Source organism: Flavobacterium sp. U410, from assembly GCF_053570605.1.
Genome location: NZ_JBSEFI010000001.1, coordinates 107,775 through 127,381 on the forward strand (window position 1 = coordinate 107,775; position 19,607 = coordinate 127,381).

Sequence of the window (19,607 nt, forward strand, 5' to 3'; positions counted from 1 at the left end):
TGTGTTGTTGTTTTAAAGTGCAAATTTATTCTAAAATTTTAGAAGTTCAAAGTATTATTTTTATGCACAAAAAAAGCTGCTCAATAATGAACAGCCTTAGTTTTTTCCTTATTACAAAGGAGTTATTTTTTTCTTTCAGAAAGAATTTCCATATTTTTAAATTCTTTTCCATCTTTATCAATGTCAAACATTTCCATTTTTTGATGATCGTCATCAATATAAGTAATCACTTCTTTAACTTTTTTCTCTTTCTTACTTACCGGATCTACCATAGTTCCAAACATTGTTAATTGTTTGGTTGCTTCATCATATTTTCCTCGAGTTACCATTAATCCGGTTCCCATATTATCGATCCAAGTAGAAATAAATTCTTCTGTGGCATTGTCAAAAGCCGTTATGCTTTTCCCTTCAAAAGGCATTCCCCACATATTTCCCATATGAACATTTTCCTGATAACGACCACCCATGATCATTTTGCAAACTGCTTGAGAAGTAGATTTTTGGGGCTCCGGATTGTCCGGCGTCCAAAAGGTAAGATCAGCATCCCAAGTTCCGGCATCTTTTGCCATCATATGGTGTGCTTTTGATGGTGTCATATAAACTTCCCAAGCTTTGGCTACTGTTGCTGAGTCGGGTTTTTCAATGATTTCCTCTTCTACAATCGTTTCTTCTTCAGGTTTAGAGCTTTCTGTTTTAGGCTCTTCTTTTTTACAGGCTACAAATAAAAGTGCAGTCAATACAAAGGGTACAAATACTTTTTTCATAATTTTTGAGTGTTTGGTTTACTCAAAGATAGTAAAATTATAAGCACCTATATCAGAAGGATTTGTTCTAGCATTATTTAGAATGTCATAAGTACCAGATGAATAGCTGAAATTAGCTGTTCCTTTTGCTGCAGAATCTTCTCCGATAATCATTTCATTATTATTCGGGTTTTTAAAGTAAGGTAGACTAGTGTTATAGGTATCTGCAATGATACAATTTGTATAATGAGAGCCGTCAAAATTGTATTCGGCAATATTAGCAAATTGGTTTCCGGTATCTATAAATTTAATCAAACAATTTTCAAACTGAAAGTTATAATTGGAATCAATTGTTGCATATCGACTAAAGGAAAGCGATTGGTTAGGCGAACCATATACAATACAGTTTTTGAAGTTAGCTTGGGTTAAGGCATATTCAGGACTTCCGTCGTAATCATCAAACATGATGCAGTATTGACTTGGTGTTGCCCAATAGTTAGCAAAAGTACAATGTGTAAAATCATAGCTTCCGCCAAAACTACAAGCTAGTGCTGTTTCTCCGCAATTATTTATGACAACATTTTGTCCAACAATATTTCCTGTTCTGGCTAAAAGACCAACATTAGAAGAGTTATAAATCTGAACATTTTCCATGGCAATTGTTGGTGCGGAAGTTCCATCGTTTCCTTCCACTAACATTCCTACCGTCGCATTTTTAATAGTTAAGTTAGAAAGAATATTATTGGTACTTCCTTGTGTAAACCAAATAGTTCCCCATTGTCCGGGAGTTTCAGAAAATCCGGGTTCTAAGCGATCGCCTTCAAAAATAACTTCATTTTCCAAATCTTCTGTAGTAGAATAATCTCCTTCCACATGAACGGATGCATTATTAGCCACGATCAATCCTGATTCGGCATGGAAATGGATACGTGCACCGGGATCAACCACTAGGGTTTTATTGGAAGGAACAGCTGCATAGCCATAAATAACATACGGTTTTTCATTGGTCCAATGCAGTTCATTTCCGTTAACAGGATCATTTTCGTCTAAAAACATTCCTTTTATAGTTACCGGATCACCATTTTCATCAACGCCTAAATTTAGAGATTCGTAATTAAATGATTCGTCAGGATTCTGCGTTCTTTGCGGATAAATGAAATAAGCATCTTGAATTAAAGTGACCAATTCTACTTTTTGAGGATTTCCTGAGTCACCAAATAAAATTTGATCGGTGTATAAGAAATCTGTAGGATTAGCATCGGCGATATTAGCAGTAACTTCAATGAAAACATACATACTATCTTTAGCCAAAAGTTCTACATTTTGAAAAACTTTTCCGGGCATTCCGTCAACCATTAAGCGGTAATTTGAACTTTCTCCTTTTCCTAATGTAATTGTTGGTATTGAAATGTTTTTGTTTGTTCTATTGTATACTTTTAGGGTATAAGTACTCGAACCAATATCAGTAAAAACAGTATCCAAATAAACAGTATCTCTGGAAAAATCTAGGTTTCCGGTATTGGATTCAAAATCAAAATCGTTTCGGCATGATACTAACGATATAATGGCTAGTGCTAATAGAAAAATGTATTGACGCATAAGTTTGTCGTAAATTTTGGTAAAAATAAGTTTTTTTTATAAATGTTAACGTTTTACCAAATGATTTGTTGTGTTTCGTCAGAGCAAATGAAATTTGTATTTTTGAAATCTAAAAAACAAAAAAATGTTTGATAAAGAAGCTGTATTGAAATTATGTAACGATTTGTCAAAAAACACATTGATGACAACGTTAGAAATAGAATATATTGATGCCGGAGAAGATTTTTTAACTGCTAAAATGCCTGTAAATCCTAGGGTTCACCAACCGATGGGTTTATTGCATGGCGGAGCAAGTGTAGCTTTGGCAGAAAGTGTGGGTAGTGCTGCATCGATCATGTTTATTAATCCTGAAAAACAAGAAGTACGAGGCATTGAAATTAGTGCCAATCATTTGCGAAGCAAAAGAGAAGGAACAGTGTATGCAACGGCGAGAATTGTGCATAAGGGAAGAAGTTTGCATTTGTGGGAAATCAAAATTGTGGATGAAGAAAACCGTTTGATTTCGTTATGTAAGTTGACTAATATGGTTTTGCCTAGAAAAAATTAAGATGACTATTTTTTCAGCAATTACTCATCATAAAGCTCAAAATCTTCCTTTTGTAGTTTATTCAAAACCCAATGATAATAGAATTCAGGCTTATTTACAACAGGATAATGTGTTGTATACTGTTGACCAATTTACCGAAAGTGGTTTTGTTTTAGCAAGTTTTAATCAAGATGAAGTGTTTTATATTCCCAAAGAAAAGTCGGATTATTTAGAAAATGAAATTTCAAGTGATTTTAATTTTTCGGTAGAGCCAAAGGAATTAGGATCTTTCAAAGAAGAAGATAAAATACAATTCGAACAATTAGTTGCTTTGGCTGTAGCCGAAATCCAATCGGGGAGTTGTGAAAAAATTGTGACGTCGCGAAAAGAAATTCAAGAAGTTTCTCATTGGGATTGGGCAAAGACTTTTCAAAAGATCTTACAGTTATATCCAACGGCTTTCAAGTATTGTTTTTTTCATCCGAAAGTTGGGATGTGGATGGGAGCTTCACCCGAACAATTGCTCAAAGCAGATCATCAAAAAGTGAAAACGGTAGCTTTGGCAGGAACGCGTCTCAAAGTGCAAGAAAATGAACCTTGGGGACAAAAAGAAGTGGTCGAACAAGAATTGGTAACCCAGTTTATCGAAAAAACGTTGACACCTTTTGCTCAGCAAATTTCAATTTCGGAACCGTATACCGCTACAGCAGGAACCATTCAACACATTAAAACAGATATTGAAGCTGAATTGAAAGAATCGAATTTAGGTGCTGTGATTAAAGCTTTGCATCCTACGCCGGCAGTTTGTGGCATGCCTAAATCGGTAGCTTTAGACTTCTTAAAAAAGAAAGAAGGATATGATCGTAGTTTTTATGCAGGTTTCATTGGCGAGTTGAATTTAAGCGAGAACAATCTTCAAGCCGATTTATTTGTTAATTTACGTTGTTTAGAAGTGCAATCGGAAAAACAAATTGCTTTATATATAGGTTGTGGAATTACCGGAGAAAGTAATCCTACAGCCGAGTTTTTGGAAACCGTGAATAAATCGGTGACCATGAAAAAAATTTTATAAAAAATAATTTTGGCATTAGCCAATAAAAGAATAGAAAAATGAAGTTAGATATTTTAGCTTTTGGAGCGCATCCGGATGATGTAGAGTTAGGTTGTGCCGGAACTTTAGCCAAAGAAATTTCGTTAGGAAAAAAAGTCGGAATTATCGATTTAACTCGTGGCGAATTGGGAACTCGAGGATCGGCAGAAATTAGAGATGAAGAAGCGTCAAAAGCGGCTGAGATATTAGGTATTTCTGTTAGAGAAAATTTAGAATTCAGAGACGGATTTTTTATGAATGACGAAGAACACCAATTGGAAATCATTAAAATGATTCGTAAATACCAACCTGAAATCGTTTTGTGTAATGCCATTCACGATCGACATATTGATCACGGAAAAGGAAGTAAACTGGTAAGCGATGCTTGTTTTTTATCAGGTTTACGAAAAGTGGAAACACAGTTAAACGGAGAAACGCAGGAGGCTTGGCGACCAAAGATAGTATATCATTATATTCAGTGGTATAATATTGAGCCCGATTTTGTAGTGGATATTTCTGATTTTATGGATAGAAAAATAGAATCGGTTTTAGCATATAGTTCTCAGTTTTATGATAAAAATTCTAAAGAACCTGTGACACCAATCACTTCTAAAAACTTTTTAGATAGCATAACATATCGTGCACAAGACCTAGGAAGAGTAGTGGGCGTTGATTTTGCAGAAGGATTTACTACCGAAAGATATTTGGCTGTCAATAGTTTAGAAGATTTACGATAAAAAAAGCATTTTTTTATTTGTGAAATACAGTAAATGTTATATATTTGCACTCGCAATTAAGCAATAGCAAAATTTTGTTTAAAAAGCTTAAGCGTAAAACTAAATGGTGATTGTAGCTCAGTTGGTTAGAGCGTCGGATTGTGGTTCCGAAGGTCGTGGGTTCGAGACCCATCATTCACCCCAAAAGCCTAGCATTTGCTAGGCTTTTTTATTTTTTTCTTGTCTTTAAATTCTGTTGGAGTCATATAGTTTTTCAAAATAGGTTATGCAATGATTCGTGGCTAAAGAAAGTAGCGTGAGCCAAAAACAAGTCAAACCAAAAATAGACAGAATTTAGAAAATTCTTGACTACCCATTACTTGTAATCGTTTTCAGTTTCTGATTTTTGTTCATTTCTTATCGACCAAAATCTTAGATTTTCAATATAGATTTCTCTATTTTTTATAAAATAAAACCATGTACAACATCGACCATAAATCATGACTACACTTAGGCTCATTTTCCGAATTTTGCCTCAATAGTTTCTCCGAAAATTCAAAATTAAATTCTACATTTGTTATGTTCGGTTTCTGATTTTCGTTGCAGTTTTACAAAAAAAGATATTATCTGTAAACTGAAAAGCGGCAATTATAAGAGAACTAAATCAGATTAATTACAATAAAAATATTGGAAAAAAATGATAGAAGTTACGTTTGAATATTGGAATAAACTTGCTGATCAAACAATATTAATCAGTTCTTTACTTGGCGGATTTTCGATTGCAGTAATAGCCAACTTACTCGTTTCTGAATTGAATACCAAATTGATTAAAAGCATTATGCTTTTTTCAACATTAGCAGCCAGCTTCTTCTTGATTACAATTTTTGCAATGACCAAACTTCTATTAATGACGACAAATGGTTATCCGATTAAATTTGAGGAGAGCGATTTATTGATCCCGAGAACTATTGGAAGTTTGTTTTTCTATTTTGGGATTATAAGTTTGATTTCAGTGATTTCCTTAGCTGGATGGACAAAATCAAAAAAGATGGGAAGGATTACAACTTCAATAGGAATTTTAACTTTAATATTAACTCTATTAATGAGCTCCTAATAAATAAAAGCTAGCAGGTAACAATAATGGCGCTTATTCCATTTAGTTTCTTTTGATTACCCTGTAAAGATAAAAAATTAAGAAGCTGTCCAAAAAGTAATTTTCGGACAGCTTCTTAATTCTGTTTTGCTAAATACTAATCTCTTTTCAAAACTTCCCTTATTTCAATGTTTCCGCCCATCTGGTCAAAAATAGGATTTACCTTTTCTTAATCTCAAAACAACGTTTTGAATTTGTGGTAGGAGGAGTAAAATAACAATTACGAAAATCACACCTGTCAACATCAAATCATAATAGTCTCTGGTGGCACGAGCCAATATCTGATGACCCACCATTTGATTAAAGTAGCCTGAGGATACTGTTTTTGAGGTATAAATATCACTGCCCGCATTCATATATTGATTTTGAATATCGAGTAGGGTAGCTGGCAATTGAGGGTTTGTTTCCGTAATTGTTTCCCGAATCTTTTCCCGAACGCCTGATTTTGCAAATAATTGAAGCTCGTTACTCAACGCTAAGCTGGCGGTAAAACCGGTGAACCTTGCCAATATACCGACAAGCGATGCATTGATCGCAATTTTGGGAGGCGCTGATGAAGCGGTAAACGAAACAATAGGAACAAATAAGACTCCTGTTGCCACACCATAAATAAACATCGGTAGAATGAAATCAATTGTTTCGCCCTGCACAGAAACAAATAGTATCATATAAGCATAATAGATCGCCATTATTCCAAAGCCAGCAATAATTATTCTTATCAGGTTGTAGCCCATCAAGACAAATCTGGAGGTAATGAACATACTCACTGTAGTTCCAAAAATTACAGACGTCCATATCGGAATGGTGCTCAGTGGGTCATTTCCTAAAATTACTTCAAGATAGCCGTAAGCAAGTCCTGTACTTCCCTTAAAAATATAAAATGTAAAAAGTAGTAATAACCCAATGACAAAATTCTTTGTCTTGAAAATCTGTAAGTTGATTAATGGTCGTTTAAGCTTCAATTCTCTAATGATGAAAAGTGAAAGAATAATTAAATTGATTACACTAAGCGTAGCGATTAATGAACTACCGAACCAGCCCAATTGTCGGCCATATACAAGGATGTATCCTAAGATTAAGATGAAAGACACGTAAAACAGATAACCTATCCAATCCACCTGATAAAGTGGGATTTTTTTGGTAAATCGAGCTTTACTGTTCATTGTTAGCAATACAGTAATTGTTAGAATGAAGAGTATGACAATAAATCCGTAGAACAGCCAGTTAAAATCAAAAAAATGAATGACCAAGCTGGTAAAAATAGAATAAAAAGGAACGGCAATCTGTATGCTGCCATACAGTAGGCTAAAAGCAATCACACGGGCACGTATAGACTGTAATCTTGGAAAAATAAGTTGTAAGACGATTCCTGACATCAACGCACAGGTAATTCCTTGAAAAAACTGGCAGATAACAAACAATGTCCAATCTTTGAAATGAAAACAAATCACAGAACATATTGCATTTACGGCAAGGGCAATCAGTAAATATTTCCTAGGTGCAAAATATTTTACGATCCGAAAATCAAGTGCCAAGAAAGCTACCGTAGAGCCATAAATAACAACCATACCATATTGTACATCGGTAGGCTGTATACCGTAAAATCCCATCGTTGCAATAGGACTGCTATAAAAAGCGAAGCTAAACAGACAAGTCATCAGAATCGCAAATATGACGGATCTAGCCATCCATTCAGATACCCAGGATTTGAAAACAGGTATTTTATGTGCTTGCATAATTAATCTTTTAAAACATAAACATTGGCATTCATTCCGGCAGAGAGTTTCCCTAATTTTTCAGGCGTATCGGTTAGTTTAATTCTTACAGGAATCCGTTGGATGATTTTGACAAAATTGCCTGTAGCATTATCCGGTGGCAGTAGGGAATAACGTGAACCTGTGGTGGGCGAAAGTGATTCGATAGTACCATTGAATTTTTCATTTGGAAAGGCATCAACTTCTATGGATACCGCTTGTCCAATCTTGAAGTTGCCAATCTGTGTTTCTTTAAAATTTGCAATCACCCATTTTTCCTCGGCTTTGTTCACCAGAAAAGCCAATGTTTGCCCAGCTTGTATCAGTTGACCTTCCTGAATAGTCTTTTTACCAATTTGTCCATCAAAAGGTGCAGTGATAACCGTGTATCTAATGTCTAATTCCTGTCTTTGAACAAGTGTTTCTTTAATTTTTATCTCTGCCTGTATCGCATTATGTTGAGCTCTAAAATCATTGAGTTTAGATTCTGCTACTTGTAAAGAAGCTTTAGCCTGATCATAATCTGACTGTGCAATGGATAAAGAAGCACTGATGTTATCGAATTTCTGTTGTGTGGTAGATTCATCCGCCAATAAATTTTTATAACGGTCAAATTCTTTTTGCTGTTGGTTCAATCTTGCTTTAGCTCCTGCCAATTGTGCTTTTATAACCTCAATGCTTTTAAGCTGTGTTTCTTCGTTTGCGGTCAAAATAGGTAATTTGGCGTGTGAACTCATGAGCTCTGCTGATGCAGCATCTTTTTTCAGTCCATACTCGTCCAACTCAATGACCACAAGCGTATCGCCTTTTTTAACAAGCTGATTGTCCTTGTAATATATTTTGCTGATATAGCCACCCACTTTTGCGTTTATCGGTGAAAGATAAGCATCTACCTGTGCATCATTGGTCTGTTCATAGCGATACCCTTTTAAGAAATAGGTAGCTCCCCAAATAATGATCCCTACGAATAATGCGATACCAAACCATTTGGTTAGACTTACAATAATTTTATCTGTTTTATTTTTGTTCATAATATTTGTATTAAAGAATTCCTATAATTGCTAATAGTCTGATATGGGTTACTTTTACGTTTGTTTGTGCTGATGTAAGATTGAATTTTGCTTCCAATAAAGCATTTTCTGCTTCCAAAAGATCGGTTAGTAGTGATTCTTGATTTAGATAGCTACTTCTGATAACACGGACAGTTTCAGTAGTTTTAATAATATTTTGTTCTGCCGTTTCCACGCTCTCCAAAGCCTGTTTTTGTTGTAAATAAGCTTCTTTTACCTGAAGAGAGATTTCGTCCTTCTTCATTTCTGCTTTTTCTTTAGCCTGATTGCTGACAACCTGGGCACGAGCAATGGTATGTTTGCTTTTGTACAAATTATCAATCGAATACTGTACTTTAATTCCTGTCTGACCAAATCCCCACAAGTCATTTGAATACGGATAAAAGGAAATCTGTGGATAGTTGTAATTATAGTTAGAGTACAAAGAAACTTTGGGCAATAGCGTAGCTTTCACTTGTTTTACATTCAGTTCGCTCCATTTGATGTCACTACCAGCTATTTTGTATTCTGGAGATTTGTTGATAGCAATGTCTACATAGTCATTGTAGTCACCTTCTGTGATAGCGTTTAATTCAATTCTATCTTCGTATTTGATTGCTAGCCCCATATCATTTTCACGTCCCATCAGAATATTGAGCCGTTGTTTGGCGATTTCAATCTTTTTCGTAACATCGGAAAGATTAAGTTCCAGTTGAGACAATTTCACAGAGGTTCTCAGTACATCACTCTTTAGTACGGTGCCGTTTTTATGCAGGCTTTCTATCAATCTCAATTGCTTTTTTTCTGCTTCAATCTCTGCATTTAGAAAATCATAGAAATGCAAAAACTTATATAAATCAAAATAAGCAACTGTAACATTATATTTTACACTATGCTTTTGCAGATCAACTTCATATTGTTTTCGTGTCTCTTCTTCCTTTTTCATGGCTACGTTTCTCTTGTCCTTACCTCCGTTGTAGAGGTTATAGTTTAAGTTGTATCCCATTCCGTACCCATAACTTTTTACAGGCACATCTTGTGGAGAGGAGAATAATCCATTGTCGTAAATCAGAAATTTAGAATTGAGTTTTATGTCTCCACCTACTGAAAGTTCGGGCAACAAACGGTCTTTGGCTTCCAATATTTCTATTTTACTTTGCTGAAGATTTAGATCAGATAGTTTCAGTTGTCGATTATTCATTTCTGCAACTTTCCATATTTCTTCCAAACTTAAAGGTTGGACTTTTTCTGTATGCTGAGCATAAATATGAGGTGCAAGTAACAGCATCAGTACACCCAGGATCGGAACTGTTTTATATTGTTTCATTAGTTTTGTTTTTATAAATGATTGGTTTCTTTCTCTTTTCTAACCATTGTTTTATAAGCTTTTTCAACTCATCGAAAGCAAAGCTTAAATCGACCATTGGCATAAAGGGACTGGAATAGGCACAAGCCAGCCAGTAGATGCTGGCTTTATCTATTTCTTCATCTGTACGAATTAATTTATGTTCAGATTTTTGAGCTTGTATTTCAAGCTCAGAATCTTTGTCGGGTTTTATGATTTTATGTTTCATAACGATTCTACGATTATTAACACAACAAAATTATTCAAGATGCCAAGCTATTTTTCTATATAATTAGCCTAATATTTGCTATATTTGGCCATATGGAAATTCTTAGCCAATTAATAAATATTGTGGATCAAAATCCTGAGTCAATTCTAGTGATGCGACAACAAACTGAGCAGCGTTTACCTGCTCATCAGCACGATAAGGCTCAGTTATTATTGGTTTATGGGGGAATTGCTTATTTACAAACAGACACAAAAGATTTCTATATTCCGTCTAATCATTATATATGGATACCCAAAAACTACCCTCACAATCTGATGTTTAATACACAGGATTTATACATTATAAATATTTATTTTCCAGATGAAAAAGCAGATAGTTTTTATGGTGAATTGGGTATTTATCCTGTTAGTAAGCTTCTGGCAGAAATGCTCTCATTTAGCGAGAAATGGCAAGGTGATTATTACGAAGGTTCATGGGAATTTGAGTTTTTAACTACGCTTAAAAGCGTATTGTCAAAGGAAAATCTCAAAAAATTTTCTATCCAACTTCCTACAACGGACGATCAAAGGCTTAATGCAATAATCGACGGCTTTAGAAATCGATTAAATGAAAGTCTAAGTTTAGATAGTATTGCCCAACAATCAGGAATAAGTGTGAGAAGTTTGACCAGATTATTCCAAACCAAATTGCATATCACTTTTGTTCAATACTTAAAGATGCTACGTATTATAAGAGCAATGGAATTGATTAATGATACAGATTTGAACATGACCGAGATAGCTTATGAAATCGGATATTCGAATATATCTGCGTTTAGCAATAACTTTCAGCAACTGACCAACGTGAGACCTACTGAATTTAAAACCAAGTAAGAGGTATGGCTAGTAGTCATAACCATAATCTTCCCTCAAAATATGATTTTAAATTCAGTGGTTTATGGGCTATCGACTAACTACGTTAAGCAATATTATCCTTAAATGGATTAACACTTATTTCTATCATCAACTTTTCAAAAAAGAAATAGAAACCAAACGTATTCCTAATTTTCTTAGGTTCACTATCAAATTGTAAGGTAGGTTCTGTTTTTAATTTTTCATAAATATCCCAAACTGCTTGCTCATCCTTCTGATAAAATCCGATGTGGAAATTTTCCGGATATTCAGGTATATTTTCTTTGTGGTTCAATTCCTGACCCCAAATAACTAAGGCAAAATTATTGCTATTTTCCATAACTGCCATTTTACTGTTTCTATTGACAATTAAACTAAACCCTAAGTGTTGTGTAAACAAATGGACAGCCTTCTCAACGTCTTTTACAACGATATTGATGTGATTCAAATTCATTTTATTCTTGTTTTAATTACAGAACAAAATTACTTTTCGGGCATCAGGCTAAATTGGATAAATCGGTCGTTTTCGTTTTTATTTAAGATAATTGGTTTTACTCCAGCAAATTTTTTCACTTCCCTTATAAAATGTGATTGGTCTGCATAATCGAGTTTGGGATAGAAATCTCCATTTTTTAGTTGTTTTAATGAGTTGGAGAAACGGATAATATTCAGATAAGTTTTAAGCGTTACGCCTAACCATTTATGGAAATAACGGTTCATTTGTCTGCTACTCCAAAAAACATTTTCTTCGATTTCTTTTACCGTAATTTCTCCTTTAGACGCATAAATGAGTTTAAATAATTTCTTTTTTCGCTCTTCTATTTCTTTGGATAATAACGAAGAAATAACCTTAACAGCTTTATGGTAAAATTGGTTGAAATCGTTTAGATCATCTCTTGAAAATCCCCAGTAACCTGTCTGAAGTGTTTTCTTGGTGTTATTTAAATCCGCAAAAGATTGTTTGAAAATATATTCGGCAGCGATGGGATAAAAGCTGATTGCAAACATTGTAGATTTTGGAAATGGAGGTTTGGTGATAGGAGCAGAACATATTCCGGAAATGAAAATTTCAAAATTTCCATTTTCATCAGCTAGCAGAAATAAATCTATTTTTCCATCCGGAACTATAATGCCTTCTTTTTCTTCATCAGAGTTGTTTTTTACCATCCAGATGCTTTCTACAATATCGGTTAACGAATTATCGGGCTTACGCGAAATATATTCTAATTGATTTTCGGAAGAATTCATTTTTGCAATTAATAATGATCATTTACTTCAAAACTTAACTTAAAATTAGTTATTTTTTTAAAGAAAATATTCATAGTTAGTTCTTGATTTTCTGATTGAATATTATTTTTTGGTTCTTAATGCTTTTTTAATGATGTACTTTGTTTCTTTCGTATCACTTTCTATCTCCCAATTTTTACAAAGTTCTATTACAAAATGAGAATTGCTTTTACTGGCATCATTTAACCAATTTCCGACACTATCCTGAACATATTTAGAGGTGTCGGATTTTAAAGGTTCTAAAATTGATAAAGCTAATTCGGGATTTTGTTTTAGTTCTTCAATATGTTTACACCAAACGCCTCGTGGTCGGGTTGCTTCTGTAGTAAACCTTCTTATATTCTCATCTTGGCTTGTCGTCCATTTGGAAAGTATCTCAATGCTTTTGGTAAGATTTTGAGTAATTTTATTTCTTACAGCCAACCAGCTTATTTCCCTTACGCCAAAATGCTTATCTGCTGCAAAGGGTTGAATTTTGCTAAGAGTTTCTGTTATGCTTAAAGTTTCGTTTTTCCCAATGGTATAAGTTGCCCAACAACGAACTAAATCGGCTTTATGCTTTGACAATATCATTAAAAATTCACTGTCATTGTTCTTTATTGCCTGCTCAAAAATACCCGTCCCGATAGCTTCATTTATCGTATTTACCGTTTGCTTTTTCAGTTGGTCAATTTTCAACAGAACAGGTTTTAAATAATCCGTTCTTTGATTTTGTTTAAGTAGATTTTCCAATAAAAGCCGTTGGTTTACCGCTAACCATTCCACAAGATTGGCGGTTTCGATTTCACCACGATTGAGACTTGCTAAAATATCTGCGGGAATGTCTTTTGTACTTCTTGCACCTTTTCTTTTTACTTCTATCATAACTGTTTAATTAATTCCTGAATATTGATTCTGTTCATATAATTGGAATCAATAAATTTGTATGTAATGCTACCATTTATATCTATTAGAAATACAGCAGGTACAGGTAATTCAATATTATCATTTCCATTGTATTCAGACAGTTCTATACCTAAATTTTCGTAAACAGGAACTACATAATCCTGAAGTTTAAACGAAATGCCAAGCTGTTTAGCCAAAGTACTGTTCTTGTCTGTCAATACTTCAAAATCTAAATTATGATTGCCTTTTAATTCTTTGCTGTAATCGGGTGTTTGCGGTGATATTGCCACAAGAGTTGTTTTTTTGTCGGTAATTTGTTTTAGGCTGTCCTGCAATGCTTTTAATTCGAGGTTGCAATAAGGACACCAACTACCACGAAAAAAAGCTACAATCACTTTTCCTTTTTGTAAAAGCTCTTTTAATCGTACTATTTCGATATTCGAATTTGGCAAGTTAAAATCGGGAAACAAATCGCCTATGCCGATACAATTTTCTTCAATATTTTTGGATTTCAAGTCTTGAATAGATTGACCCAATACTTCTAAAATTTCTGTTGAAAGTTGAACTGCTAAATTTTCGTTTAGTTCCTCAATCTGTTGGTTTAAATTTTTCATATATTCTTTTATATTTTTGCAAAGTTTTGAAACTAAATTCAGAACGACAATACCGCATATAATTGTCCCTATGGGATAAAAAAGTCAATTTTATGAGTACAAAGGAAAGAGCGATAGAAGAAAAAATTTGCCCACTTGAAATAGCTGTAAATGCCATTAGTGGAAAATGGAAAATCCCTATTGTATGGCGTATCAATGAAGGTGAGAAACGACCAAGTGAAATGTTGCGTGGAATAGCCAAAGTGGACAGACGTGTTTTGAACCAACAATTAAACGAAATGATTGCGGACGGAATTTTAACCAAACAATCATTTAATGAATTACCGCCTCGTGTAGAGTATTCGCTAACTCCACTTGGTGAAAAATTAGTAGATGTGCTTTGGAAACTGAACGATTGGGGTGATTTATTATTAGAAACTAAAAACATGTAAAACTTTATTTCTCACAGTCTCGGTTACGTAGGTATCCTTAATGGCCGATTATTCTTTAACAGAAAGATAGGTTACTACCTCCGCGCATTATCACCTTCATAATACTTTTCGCCGTGAATGCTAAAATCAGCTTTGTAAGCTCGTTTAGAATCTAGCTCTTTATCTGCCCAAATTTCTAACCAAGTATTTCCAATTGCTTCCGGCATTTTTCCTTTAGAAACTATTTTTTGATAGTTATTGGTTTCAATATTGATACCAACCATATCTATCGGGATGTCTTCTAAAGAACTAACTGGTAAACCAATTATTGTCGTATATTCTCCGGTAAAATCGGATTCATATTCGGTGTAAACAGCATAGATGTCATTATTGATTTTGTTGGGAATATGGTTTTGGATCTCTTCTCCCCAGAATTTTTGCCATAATGTTTCAATATCAATAGCAGATTGTCCGTTGGTGTTGATAGTTCTTGTTGAAATTCCTATTATATAAAATTTCTGAATCGTTATATTTTCCATTTTTAAGTTATTTGATTTTTTTAATTATTTCGTTGATCGTTTTTGCTATACGATTAACTTTGGTTTGGTCTGTTTTAGCCGAGTAGATGCAATTCAGAATTGTTATCTTCTTTCTTTCAGAATATGCTGCAAATATTTCGTAAACACCTTCCACTTCTTTCATACAAAGAATTAATTCTTCTGGGATTACGATTGGATTCACATCTTCATACAATATGATGTGAACCGGATCACCTTCCTGCTTATTGATCTTTTTTCTAATTGCTGATTTTATCGGAAGAAAAAGAAGACCATTTCCCATGGATTGCAAATTATAGTTTCGGATCTCGCAACCGTCAATGGTTCCGGTAACTCTTACCCAGCCAAAAGATGAGTTTTTATTTGGAGCAATTTCAGGAATTCTTACAAACGTCCAACCTCCCTTTCCTTGAAACTTTTCAAGAATATAAATTTTGTCAACCAATGGGATTTGTTTTACCATTTTTATGCAATCAGATACCAAAAATCCAGTTCCATACTTTCTTTATCGGCACGATTTAATAATTCCAGACCATAAGGATTATCAAAATAGCCAAAACAGATCTGCTTTGTTTTGGCAAGTGTTTTTCCGATGGTTATCTCTGAAAACAAATTACTATCTATTTGCCCAATAAAATGTGCCTTTGTATTCTCAAATTGATTTAAATATCTGGTTTCAATATCTTCAGAAATGGACTGTAATTTCCGTACATCATCAGTTGTATTCAGAGAAAAAGTTCCTTTTTCGATACACGAAAAATCAGATGGAATTAAAAAATGTTCTTTTTTGATCTCGTGACATTCCACTTTCACAGAAGACATTTCTATTAATTGAAAGAAGTTTTTCGCTGCGGTATGTTGCCCAAAATTGGTTTCTAAATCTTTTAAACTTTGAATAGATTCACTGAACAGCACGTTAGCATACTCATTATCATAATTACGAACCAAACAATGAAAAATTAATCCATTCTGAGAAGCAATAGTTTTTTCGAATTCTAATGCAGCAAATAGGATTTCGTCATCAGAAACATTTTCTTTTTTTCTAAAACGTGTAAATTCCATTGCTTTGGCCGCCTTACTACTTATTCTAATCATTTTTATCTTATTAAATTAATACTGATGCAAAGTTAGAATGGGAAGATGACAACAGTATGGCAAGGGTGCTTAACATTTTTTATTAACCATGTCAATGTATTCCTGAAATGTTAATTTATGTGGCTCAAATGTTTCATTCTGAATCTTTAATATTTTTATACGATCTAATCTAAAAGCTCTATAATCTTTTCTTAAGCGACAAAAAGCTATTAACAGCCAATTTTCTTGTGTGGTGTATAGGGCAAAAGGTTCTATCGTTCGTTCTGTAGTCTGGTGACTATCTGGTGAATAATAGGTAATATTTACGAGGTTGAAATTAGTTAATGCTAATTGTAAAATGGACAAATTGTTACTCGTTCGGTTGTTTTCCCAATTATGTCCTGACATTGTTCTTTCAGAAAGCAGGTTGGCTTTCTCTTTTGTGTTGTTTCTCAATACGGACTTTATTTTGTTGATTGCACTGGTGTAATCCCTGACAAAAGATTCGTCTTTGTTTTTCAACACCAATTGTTCAGCTGTAATCAGTGCGTTGGCTTCGTTTTCAGAAAACATCACGGGTGGAATTCTGTATCCTTCCATCAGTGTATATCCTTTTCCTTCTTCTGTTAAAATGGGAACTCCTGCTTGTTCTAGGGCTTTAATATCTCTGTATATAGTGCGTTTACTAATTGAAAACTTTTCAGCCAATTCGTTAGCTGTTAAAAGTCGTTTTGTCTGTAATTGAGTTAATATAGCCGTTAATCTGGAAAGCCGTTTTGTGTCGTTATCACTCATTTGGAAACACTTAATGATCGTTAATATTATTCTTTCAAATTTAAGAAAGTAGGTTGTCTAATTAATTTTTCATCGAAAATAACGATTTGCCTCTTGTCTATAAATCATTATAATGGTCTCCAAAATTATCAAATAAAGGGTAATAAGTGGCATTGTTAAAGCCTAAAGTGAACAAAGTTCCATACGGATTTTTAAATGAAGAAGGGATTACATAACTTTTCACTAAGTTTGTTATACTTTTCCACATCAAGAATGATTACGGTTAAGTCAATAAACTGGGTAATATGGATCAACTATTGGAAGGTATTAAGAAAATTGAACACGGCTTTAAGCACATTATCGAAGCTGGTGATCTTATTTTAAAAGATAAATCGTATAGTCCTTTTGACCTAGCTGTAGGCTTCTCAACCGATGAACATTATCAGGTACGGATGCTGGCTACCTATTTGTTCGGTCAGCTTTCTGCAGACAATTCTCAAGCACTTGAAATGCTTGAAACACGGATTGCAGATGATACCAATTGGAGAGTGCAGGAAATGCTGGCAAAAGCATTTGATTATTACTGCCAGACCATTGGCTATGAAAAAAGTCTACCAACCATACAAAAGTGGCTGTCAGACAAAAATGCAAATATAAAAAGAGCTGTTATTGAAGGACTACGCATCTGGACAAGTCGTCCTTATTTTAAAGATAATCCTAACGTAGCCATACAACTCATCAGTTCACACAAATCTGATGATAGTGAATACTTACGAAAATCCGTTGGCAATGCACTTAGGGATATCAGTAAAAAACATCCTGAGAAAGTATTAGTTGAAACCTCGACCTGGGACTTGACAGATAAAAAAACAGCATTTACTTATAAACTTACCAAAACGAAATAAAGAGCAGAACGGCACATCAGTAAAAGATAAAATCGGACGGAAGCCCTCATATCTTGGAACTCTTGGCTTTTACTTATGTCTTATTAGATTTCTTCATCAATTCTGATGGAAAATTTTGGAAGTTACTGCTATGCGATTCCAAAAATTGATCTGGCCAATGGCTATAGTGATTTGAGCAATCTGGTGATCTGTAAAATATTGCTGCATATTGTGGTAAGTTTTATCCGTTACGCCGTGTTCTGATATTTTAGTCACTTCTTCCGTAAAGGCAAGTACTGCACGTTCTTCATCTGAGAACAGTGGACTTTCTTCCCAGGCAGATAAAGCATAAATTCGCTGTTCGGTTTCTCCCGCCTTTCTTGCATCTTTCGTATGAATTGTGATACAATAAGCACATTTATTGATCTGGGATACGCGTATTTTAATGAGTTCGCGAATTGCAAAAGATACATCTGTCCGTGATAGGTAACCTTCCATTTCAAACAATATTTTATAAGCAGTTGGCTCCAGTTGGCTAATGTTGATACGTTGTTTCATTTTTTCTGTTTTAAATGATGGTTTTCATTCCAATAATAACTATCGGGATATATTCTCTGTCCAAATATAGCGGTTCCAACCCTTACAATGGTTGCACCTTCTTCTATGGCTGTTTCCAAATCTCCGCTCATTCCCATAGATAATTCTTGCATCTCTACATTGGGAATATTTAAAGCAATAATTTCCTGTTGAATACTTTTCAATAATTTAAAACATAGCCTTACTTTCTCGGTTTCGGCACTAAACAGACCTATGGTCATCAAACCCTTTATTTTTAGGGTTTCCAACTGTGCAACCTGTTTTATCAATTCAATGGCATTATCAGGAATTATACCAAATTTACTTTCTTCATTAGAAGTATTCACCTGTATCAATACTTCTATGATCTTGTTTTCAAACTGTAAGCGTTTGTGTAATTTCTCTGCCAAATCCAAACGGTCAAGCGACTGAATGCAGGACACATTATATTTCAACAGGTCTTTAATTTTATTGGTTTGCAAATGCCCGATAAAGTGATTGGTATGCGGAACTTCTTTTAATGCCCCGTATTTTTCTTTTAGTTCCTGCACCTTGTTTTCGGCTATTAGTGTATATCCTGCCTGCAATGCAATTTTGATACGTTCCGAAGGAACGGTTTTGGTTGCCAATAGTAATTTTATTTCGTTGGGATTTCTGTTACTTTTTATGCAGGCATTGTTTATTCGTTCTTGTATAACGGCAATGTTTTGTAAAATTTCTTCGTTCATACTTCCATACATTTTTTTTCTTCCAGGGTTCTTATCAGTTCCGATTTTACCAGTGTAAACGTATGGTCTTTCGCTTCAGCAAATGAGATGTTGTATTTACGTTTTATACTCTGTAATGCTGTTGGAAACCCGGATAGTAGTTTGTTGTAATACTCGTCTAAAACCTGTTGTGCAGGCATTTCAAAATTGATCCGCAGCTGAAACCGCCTTAGCAAAGCAGTATCAATAATTTCGGGGTGGTTAGTGGCACATAGCAACAATGCTTTTTCAGGAAAGTAATCTATTAACTGTATCAAGGTATTTACCAATCTTCGCATTTCGCCTACATCTTTATCATCGCTGCCCCTGGCTTTTCCAATCTGGTCAAATTCATCTAAAAACAAAACAGCTTTTTCCCTGCCTGCTTTGTCAAATACCTGTTTGATATTTTGCGATGTCTCTCCTATGCGGGAACAGACTATATTGCTTAAATTGAGTATGAGTATATTTTTATCCAATGCATTTGCAATGGCTTTGGCAGTCATTGTCTTGCCACAACCCGAACTGCCCTGAAGCAATATTTTGTTATTTACAGGCAGTCCGTACCGGCTTAATTCTCCCATATACTGATGTTCTTTGATAAGCTGCTCAAACTTTTGTCTGTTAGCTTCATCAAGGAAAATATCTTTTAATGATACCTTTTCGTTGTCGTTTATAATAAGGTCAAATATGTTCATCAAAACAT

General features: G+C 34.3%; 25 protein-coding genes and 1 tRNA gene. 8 read left to right on the top strand and 18 right to left on the bottom strand.

What is annotated here, in order from left to right:
• Positions 1 to 122: 122 nt before the first annotated feature.
• Complete coding sequence (locus tag ACUSJC_RS00495; RefSeq protein ID WP_449267591.1) at positions 123 to 764, bottom strand: DUF1579 domain-containing protein; 642 nt, start codon at positions 762 to 764, stop codon at positions 123 to 125.
• Positions 765 to 782: 18 nt separating this feature from the next.
• The gene (locus ACUSJC_RS00500; protein ID WP_449267592.1) at positions 783 to 2,342 is read right to left on the bottom strand and encodes a hypothetical protein; all 1,560 of its coding nucleotides are present in this window, start codon (positions 2,340 to 2,342) and stop codon (positions 783 to 785) included.
• A 124-nt stretch (positions 2,343 to 2,466) separates the two neighbouring features.
• On the opposite strand from ACUSJC_RS00500, the gene ACUSJC_RS00505 reads away from it, so the two are divergent.
• The 5 genes from ACUSJC_RS00505 (at position 2,467) to ACUSJC_RS00525 (ending at position 5,788) form a co-directional block, all read left to right on the top strand.
• Positions 2,467 to 2,889: a PaaI family thioesterase gene (locus ACUSJC_RS00505; protein ID WP_449267593.1), complete on the top strand. Its 423-nt coding sequence runs from the start codon at positions 2,467 to 2,469 to the stop codon at positions 2,887 to 2,889.
• Between the two features lies 1 nt (position 2,890).
• On the top strand, positions 2,891 to 3,940 hold the full coding sequence (locus ACUSJC_RS00510) for a chorismate-binding protein (RefSeq protein ID WP_449267594.1): 1,050 nt from the start codon (positions 2,891 to 2,893) through the stop codon (positions 3,938 to 3,940).
• A 38-nt stretch (positions 3,941 to 3,978) separates the two neighbouring features.
• Positions 3,979 to 4,695: a bacillithiol biosynthesis deacetylase BshB1 gene (bshB1, locus tag ACUSJC_RS00515; protein ID WP_449267595.1), complete on the top strand. Its 717-nt coding sequence runs from the start codon at positions 3,979 to 3,981 to the stop codon at positions 4,693 to 4,695.
• 106 nt (positions 4,696 to 4,801) lie between these two features.
• Positions 4,802 to 4,878, top strand: a tRNA-His gene (locus ACUSJC_RS00520).
• 493 nt (positions 4,879 to 5,371) lie between these two features.
• Complete coding sequence (locus tag ACUSJC_RS00525) at positions 5,372 to 5,788, top strand: hypothetical protein (protein ID WP_449267596.1); 417 nt, start codon at positions 5,372 to 5,374, stop codon at positions 5,786 to 5,788.
• Between the two features lie 185 nt (positions 5,789 to 5,973).
• Here ACUSJC_RS00525 and ACUSJC_RS00530 read toward each other — a convergent pair whose 3' ends face one another.
• The 4 genes from ACUSJC_RS00530 to ACUSJC_RS00545 are packed head-to-tail and all read right to left on the bottom strand — an operon-like array spanning position 5,974 to position 10,204.
• Positions 5,974 to 7,563: an MFS transporter gene (locus tag ACUSJC_RS00530; protein WP_449267597.1), complete on the bottom strand. Its 1,590-nt coding sequence runs from the start codon at positions 7,561 to 7,563 to the stop codon at positions 5,974 to 5,976.
• Between the two features lie 2 nt (positions 7,564 to 7,565).
• Positions 7,566 to 8,612, bottom strand: coding sequence for an HlyD family secretion protein (locus ACUSJC_RS00535; protein ID WP_449267598.1), 1,047 nt, complete (start codon positions 8,610 to 8,612; stop codon positions 7,566 to 7,568).
• Positions 8,613 to 8,622: 10 nt separating this feature from the next.
• Complete coding sequence (locus tag ACUSJC_RS00540) at positions 8,623 to 9,957, bottom strand: TolC family protein (protein WP_449267599.1); 1,335 nt, start codon at positions 9,955 to 9,957, stop codon at positions 8,623 to 8,625.
• The gene (locus tag ACUSJC_RS00545) at positions 9,944 to 10,204 is read right to left on the bottom strand and encodes a hypothetical protein (RefSeq protein WP_133713638.1); all 261 of its coding nucleotides are present in this window, start codon (positions 10,202 to 10,204) and stop codon (positions 9,944 to 9,946) included. The genes ACUSJC_RS00540 and ACUSJC_RS00545 overlap by 14 nt, the downstream gene beginning before the upstream one ends.
• 92 nt (positions 10,205 to 10,296) lie before the next feature.
• On the opposite strand from ACUSJC_RS00545, the gene ACUSJC_RS00550 reads away from it, so the two are divergent.
• Positions 10,297 to 11,076, top strand: a complete 780-nt coding sequence (locus tag ACUSJC_RS00550; RefSeq protein ID WP_449267600.1) for a helix-turn-helix domain-containing protein — start codon at positions 10,297 to 10,299, stop codon at positions 11,074 to 11,076.
• Between the two features lie 85 nt (positions 11,077 to 11,161).
• Here ACUSJC_RS00550 and ACUSJC_RS00555 read toward each other — a convergent pair whose 3' ends face one another.
• From ACUSJC_RS00555 to ACUSJC_RS00570, 4 genes are all read right to left on the bottom strand, one after another.
• A complete protein-coding gene (locus ACUSJC_RS00555; RefSeq protein ID WP_449267601.1) occupies positions 11,162 to 11,548 on the bottom strand; it encodes a VOC family protein in 387 nt (128 codons plus the stop codon).
• Between the two features lie 29 nt (positions 11,549 to 11,577).
• Positions 11,578 to 12,342 (bottom strand): DUF6597 domain-containing transcriptional factor, encoded by a 765-nt coding sequence (locus ACUSJC_RS00560; RefSeq protein WP_449267602.1) that lies wholly within the window; start codon positions 12,340 to 12,342, stop codon positions 11,578 to 11,580.
• Between the two features lie 102 nt (positions 12,343 to 12,444).
• Complete coding sequence (locus ACUSJC_RS00565; RefSeq protein ID WP_449267603.1) at positions 12,445 to 13,245, bottom strand: DNA alkylation repair protein; 801 nt, start codon at positions 13,243 to 13,245, stop codon at positions 12,445 to 12,447.
• Positions 13,242 to 13,880, bottom strand: coding sequence for a peroxiredoxin-like family protein (locus tag ACUSJC_RS00570; protein WP_449267604.1), 639 nt, complete (start codon positions 13,878 to 13,880; stop codon positions 13,242 to 13,244). Before ACUSJC_RS00570 ends, ACUSJC_RS00565 begins: the two co-directional genes overlap by 4 nt.
• A gap of 92 nt (positions 13,881 to 13,972) precedes the next feature.
• Here ACUSJC_RS00570 and ACUSJC_RS00575 point away from each other — a divergent pair, with 92 nt between their 5' ends.
• A complete protein-coding gene (locus ACUSJC_RS00575; RefSeq protein WP_449267605.1) occupies positions 13,973 to 14,311 on the top strand; it encodes a winged helix-turn-helix transcriptional regulator in 339 nt (112 codons plus the stop codon).
• 74 nt (positions 14,312 to 14,385) lie between these two features.
• Here the strand turns inward: ACUSJC_RS00575 and ACUSJC_RS00580 are convergent, their stop codons facing one another.
• The 5 genes from ACUSJC_RS00580 to ACUSJC_RS00600 form a co-directional block, all read right to left on the bottom strand.
• Positions 14,386 to 14,829, bottom strand: a complete 444-nt coding sequence (locus tag ACUSJC_RS00580; RefSeq protein WP_449267606.1) for a GyrI-like domain-containing protein — start codon at positions 14,827 to 14,829, stop codon at positions 14,386 to 14,388.
• Between the two features lie 7 nt (positions 14,830 to 14,836).
• Positions 14,837 to 15,310, bottom strand: coding sequence for a DUF1905 domain-containing protein (locus ACUSJC_RS00585; protein ID WP_449267607.1), 474 nt, complete (start codon positions 15,308 to 15,310; stop codon positions 14,837 to 14,839).
• Positions 15,311 to 15,312: 2 nt separating this feature from the next.
• Complete coding sequence (locus ACUSJC_RS00590; RefSeq protein ID WP_449267608.1) at positions 15,313 to 15,942, bottom strand: hypothetical protein; 630 nt, start codon at positions 15,940 to 15,942, stop codon at positions 15,313 to 15,315.
• A 69-nt stretch (positions 15,943 to 16,011) separates the two neighbouring features.
• A complete protein-coding gene (locus ACUSJC_RS00595; RefSeq protein ID WP_449267609.1) occupies positions 16,012 to 16,716 on the bottom strand; it encodes a helix-turn-helix transcriptional regulator in 705 nt (234 codons plus the stop codon).
• Positions 16,717 to 16,813: 97 nt separating this feature from the next.
• A complete protein-coding gene (locus tag ACUSJC_RS00600; RefSeq protein ID WP_449267610.1) occupies positions 16,814 to 16,963 on the bottom strand; it encodes a hypothetical protein in 150 nt (49 codons plus the stop codon).
• Positions 16,964 to 17,000: 37 nt separating this feature from the next.
• On the opposite strand from ACUSJC_RS00600, the gene ACUSJC_RS00605 reads away from it, so the two are divergent.
• The gene (locus tag ACUSJC_RS00605; RefSeq protein WP_449267611.1) at positions 17,001 to 17,600 is read left to right on the top strand and encodes a DNA alkylation repair protein; all 600 of its coding nucleotides are present in this window, start codon (positions 17,001 to 17,003) and stop codon (positions 17,598 to 17,600) included.
• 96 nt (positions 17,601 to 17,696) lie between these two features.
• Here ACUSJC_RS00605 and ACUSJC_RS00610 read toward each other — a convergent pair whose 3' ends face one another.
• The 3 genes from ACUSJC_RS00610 to ACUSJC_RS00620 are packed head-to-tail and all read right to left on the bottom strand — an operon-like array spanning position 17,697 to position 19,599.
• The gene (locus ACUSJC_RS00610) at positions 17,697 to 18,137 is read right to left on the bottom strand and encodes a carboxymuconolactone decarboxylase family protein (protein WP_449267612.1); all 441 of its coding nucleotides are present in this window, start codon (positions 18,135 to 18,137) and stop codon (positions 17,697 to 17,699) included.
• Positions 18,134 to 18,883, bottom strand: coding sequence for a YggS family pyridoxal phosphate-dependent enzyme (locus tag ACUSJC_RS00615; protein WP_449267613.1), 750 nt, complete (start codon positions 18,881 to 18,883; stop codon positions 18,134 to 18,136). Before ACUSJC_RS00615 ends, ACUSJC_RS00610 begins: the two co-directional genes overlap by 4 nt.
• Positions 18,880 to 19,599 carry an AAA family ATPase gene (locus ACUSJC_RS00620; protein ID WP_449267614.1) on the bottom strand — a complete coding sequence of 240 codons (720 nt, stop codon included), beginning with the start codon at positions 19,597 to 19,599 and terminating at the stop codon, positions 18,880 to 18,882. The genes ACUSJC_RS00615 and ACUSJC_RS00620 overlap by 4 nt, the downstream gene beginning before the upstream one ends.
• Positions 19,600 to 19,607: the final 8 nt, after the last annotated feature.

What these genes read in the sequence shown, in the direction of transcription:
- ACUSJC_RS00495 (WP_449267591.1), bottom strand. Translation starts at nt 764, where the DNA reads ATGAAAAAAGTATTTGTACCCTTTGTATTGACTGCACTTTTATTTGTA.
- ACUSJC_RS00500 (WP_449267592.1), bottom strand. Translation starts at nt 2,342, where the DNA reads ATGCGTCAATACATTTTTCTATTAGCACTAGCCATTATATCGTTAGTA.
- ACUSJC_RS00505 (WP_449267593.1), top strand. Translation starts at nt 2,467, where the DNA reads ATGTTTGATAAAGAAGCTGTATTGAAATTATGTAACGATTTGTCAAAA.
- ACUSJC_RS00510 (WP_449267594.1), top strand. Translation starts at nt 2,891, where the DNA reads ATGACTATTTTTTCAGCAATTACTCATCATAAAGCTCAAAATCTTCCT.
- bshB1 (WP_449267595.1), top strand. Translation starts at nt 3,979, where the DNA reads ATGAAGTTAGATATTTTAGCTTTTGGAGCGCATCCGGATGATGTAGAG.
- ACUSJC_RS00525 (WP_449267596.1), top strand. Translation starts at nt 5,372, where the DNA reads ATGATAGAAGTTACGTTTGAATATTGGAATAAACTTGCTGATCAAACA.
- ACUSJC_RS00530 (WP_449267597.1), bottom strand. Translation starts at nt 7,563, where the DNA reads ATGCAAGCACATAAAATACCTGTTTTCAAATCCTGGGTATCTGAATGG.
- ACUSJC_RS00535 (WP_449267598.1), bottom strand. Translation starts at nt 8,612, where the DNA reads ATGAACAAAAATAAAACAGATAAAATTATTGTAAGTCTAACCAAATGG.
- ACUSJC_RS00540 (WP_449267599.1), bottom strand. Translation starts at nt 9,957, where the DNA reads ATGAAACAATATAAAACAGTTCCGATCCTGGGTGTACTGATGCTGTTA.
- ACUSJC_RS00545 (WP_133713638.1), bottom strand. Translation starts at nt 10,204, where the DNA reads ATGAAACATAAAATCATAAAACCCGACAAAGATTCTGAGCTTGAAATA.
- ACUSJC_RS00550 (WP_449267600.1), top strand. Translation starts at nt 10,297, where the DNA reads ATGGAAATTCTTAGCCAATTAATAAATATTGTGGATCAAAATCCTGAG.
- ACUSJC_RS00555 (WP_449267601.1), bottom strand. Translation starts at nt 11,548, where the DNA reads ATGAATTTGAATCACATCAATATCGTTGTAAAAGACGTTGAGAAGGCT.
- ACUSJC_RS00560 (WP_449267602.1), bottom strand. Translation starts at nt 12,342, where the DNA reads ATGAATTCTTCCGAAAATCAATTAGAATATATTTCGCGTAAGCCCGAT.
- ACUSJC_RS00565 (WP_449267603.1), bottom strand. Translation starts at nt 13,245, where the DNA reads ATGATAGAAGTAAAAAGAAAAGGTGCAAGAAGTACAAAAGACATTCCC.
- ACUSJC_RS00570 (WP_449267604.1), bottom strand. Translation starts at nt 13,880, where the DNA reads ATGAAAAATTTAAACCAACAGATTGAGGAACTAAACGAAAATTTAGCA.
- ACUSJC_RS00575 (WP_449267605.1), top strand. Translation starts at nt 13,973, where the DNA reads ATGAGTACAAAGGAAAGAGCGATAGAAGAAAAAATTTGCCCACTTGAA.
- ACUSJC_RS00580 (WP_449267606.1), bottom strand. Translation starts at nt 14,829, where the DNA reads ATGGAAAATATAACGATTCAGAAATTTTATATAATAGGAATTTCAACA.
- ACUSJC_RS00585 (WP_449267607.1), bottom strand. Translation starts at nt 15,310, where the DNA reads ATGGTAAAACAAATCCCATTGGTTGACAAAATTTATATTCTTGAAAAG.
- ACUSJC_RS00590 (WP_449267608.1), bottom strand. Translation starts at nt 15,942, where the DNA reads ATGATTAGAATAAGTAGTAAGGCGGCCAAAGCAATGGAATTTACACGT.
- ACUSJC_RS00595 (WP_449267609.1), bottom strand. Translation starts at nt 16,716, where the DNA reads ATGAGTGATAACGACACAAAACGGCTTTCCAGATTAACGGCTATATTA.
- ACUSJC_RS00600 (WP_449267610.1), bottom strand. Translation starts at nt 16,963, where the DNA reads ATGTGGAAAAGTATAACAAACTTAGTGAAAAGTTATGTAATCCCTTCT.
- ACUSJC_RS00605 (WP_449267611.1), top strand. Translation starts at nt 17,001, where the DNA reads ATGGATCAACTATTGGAAGGTATTAAGAAAATTGAACACGGCTTTAAG.
- ACUSJC_RS00610 (WP_449267612.1), bottom strand. Translation starts at nt 18,137, where the DNA reads ATGAAACAACGTATCAACATTAGCCAACTGGAGCCAACTGCTTATAAA.
- ACUSJC_RS00615 (WP_449267613.1), bottom strand. Translation starts at nt 18,883, where the DNA reads ATGAACGAAGAAATTTTACAAAACATTGCCGTTATACAAGAACGAATA.
- ACUSJC_RS00620 (WP_449267614.1), bottom strand. Translation starts at nt 19,599, where the DNA reads ATGAACATATTTGACCTTATTATAAACGACAACGAAAAGGTATCATTA.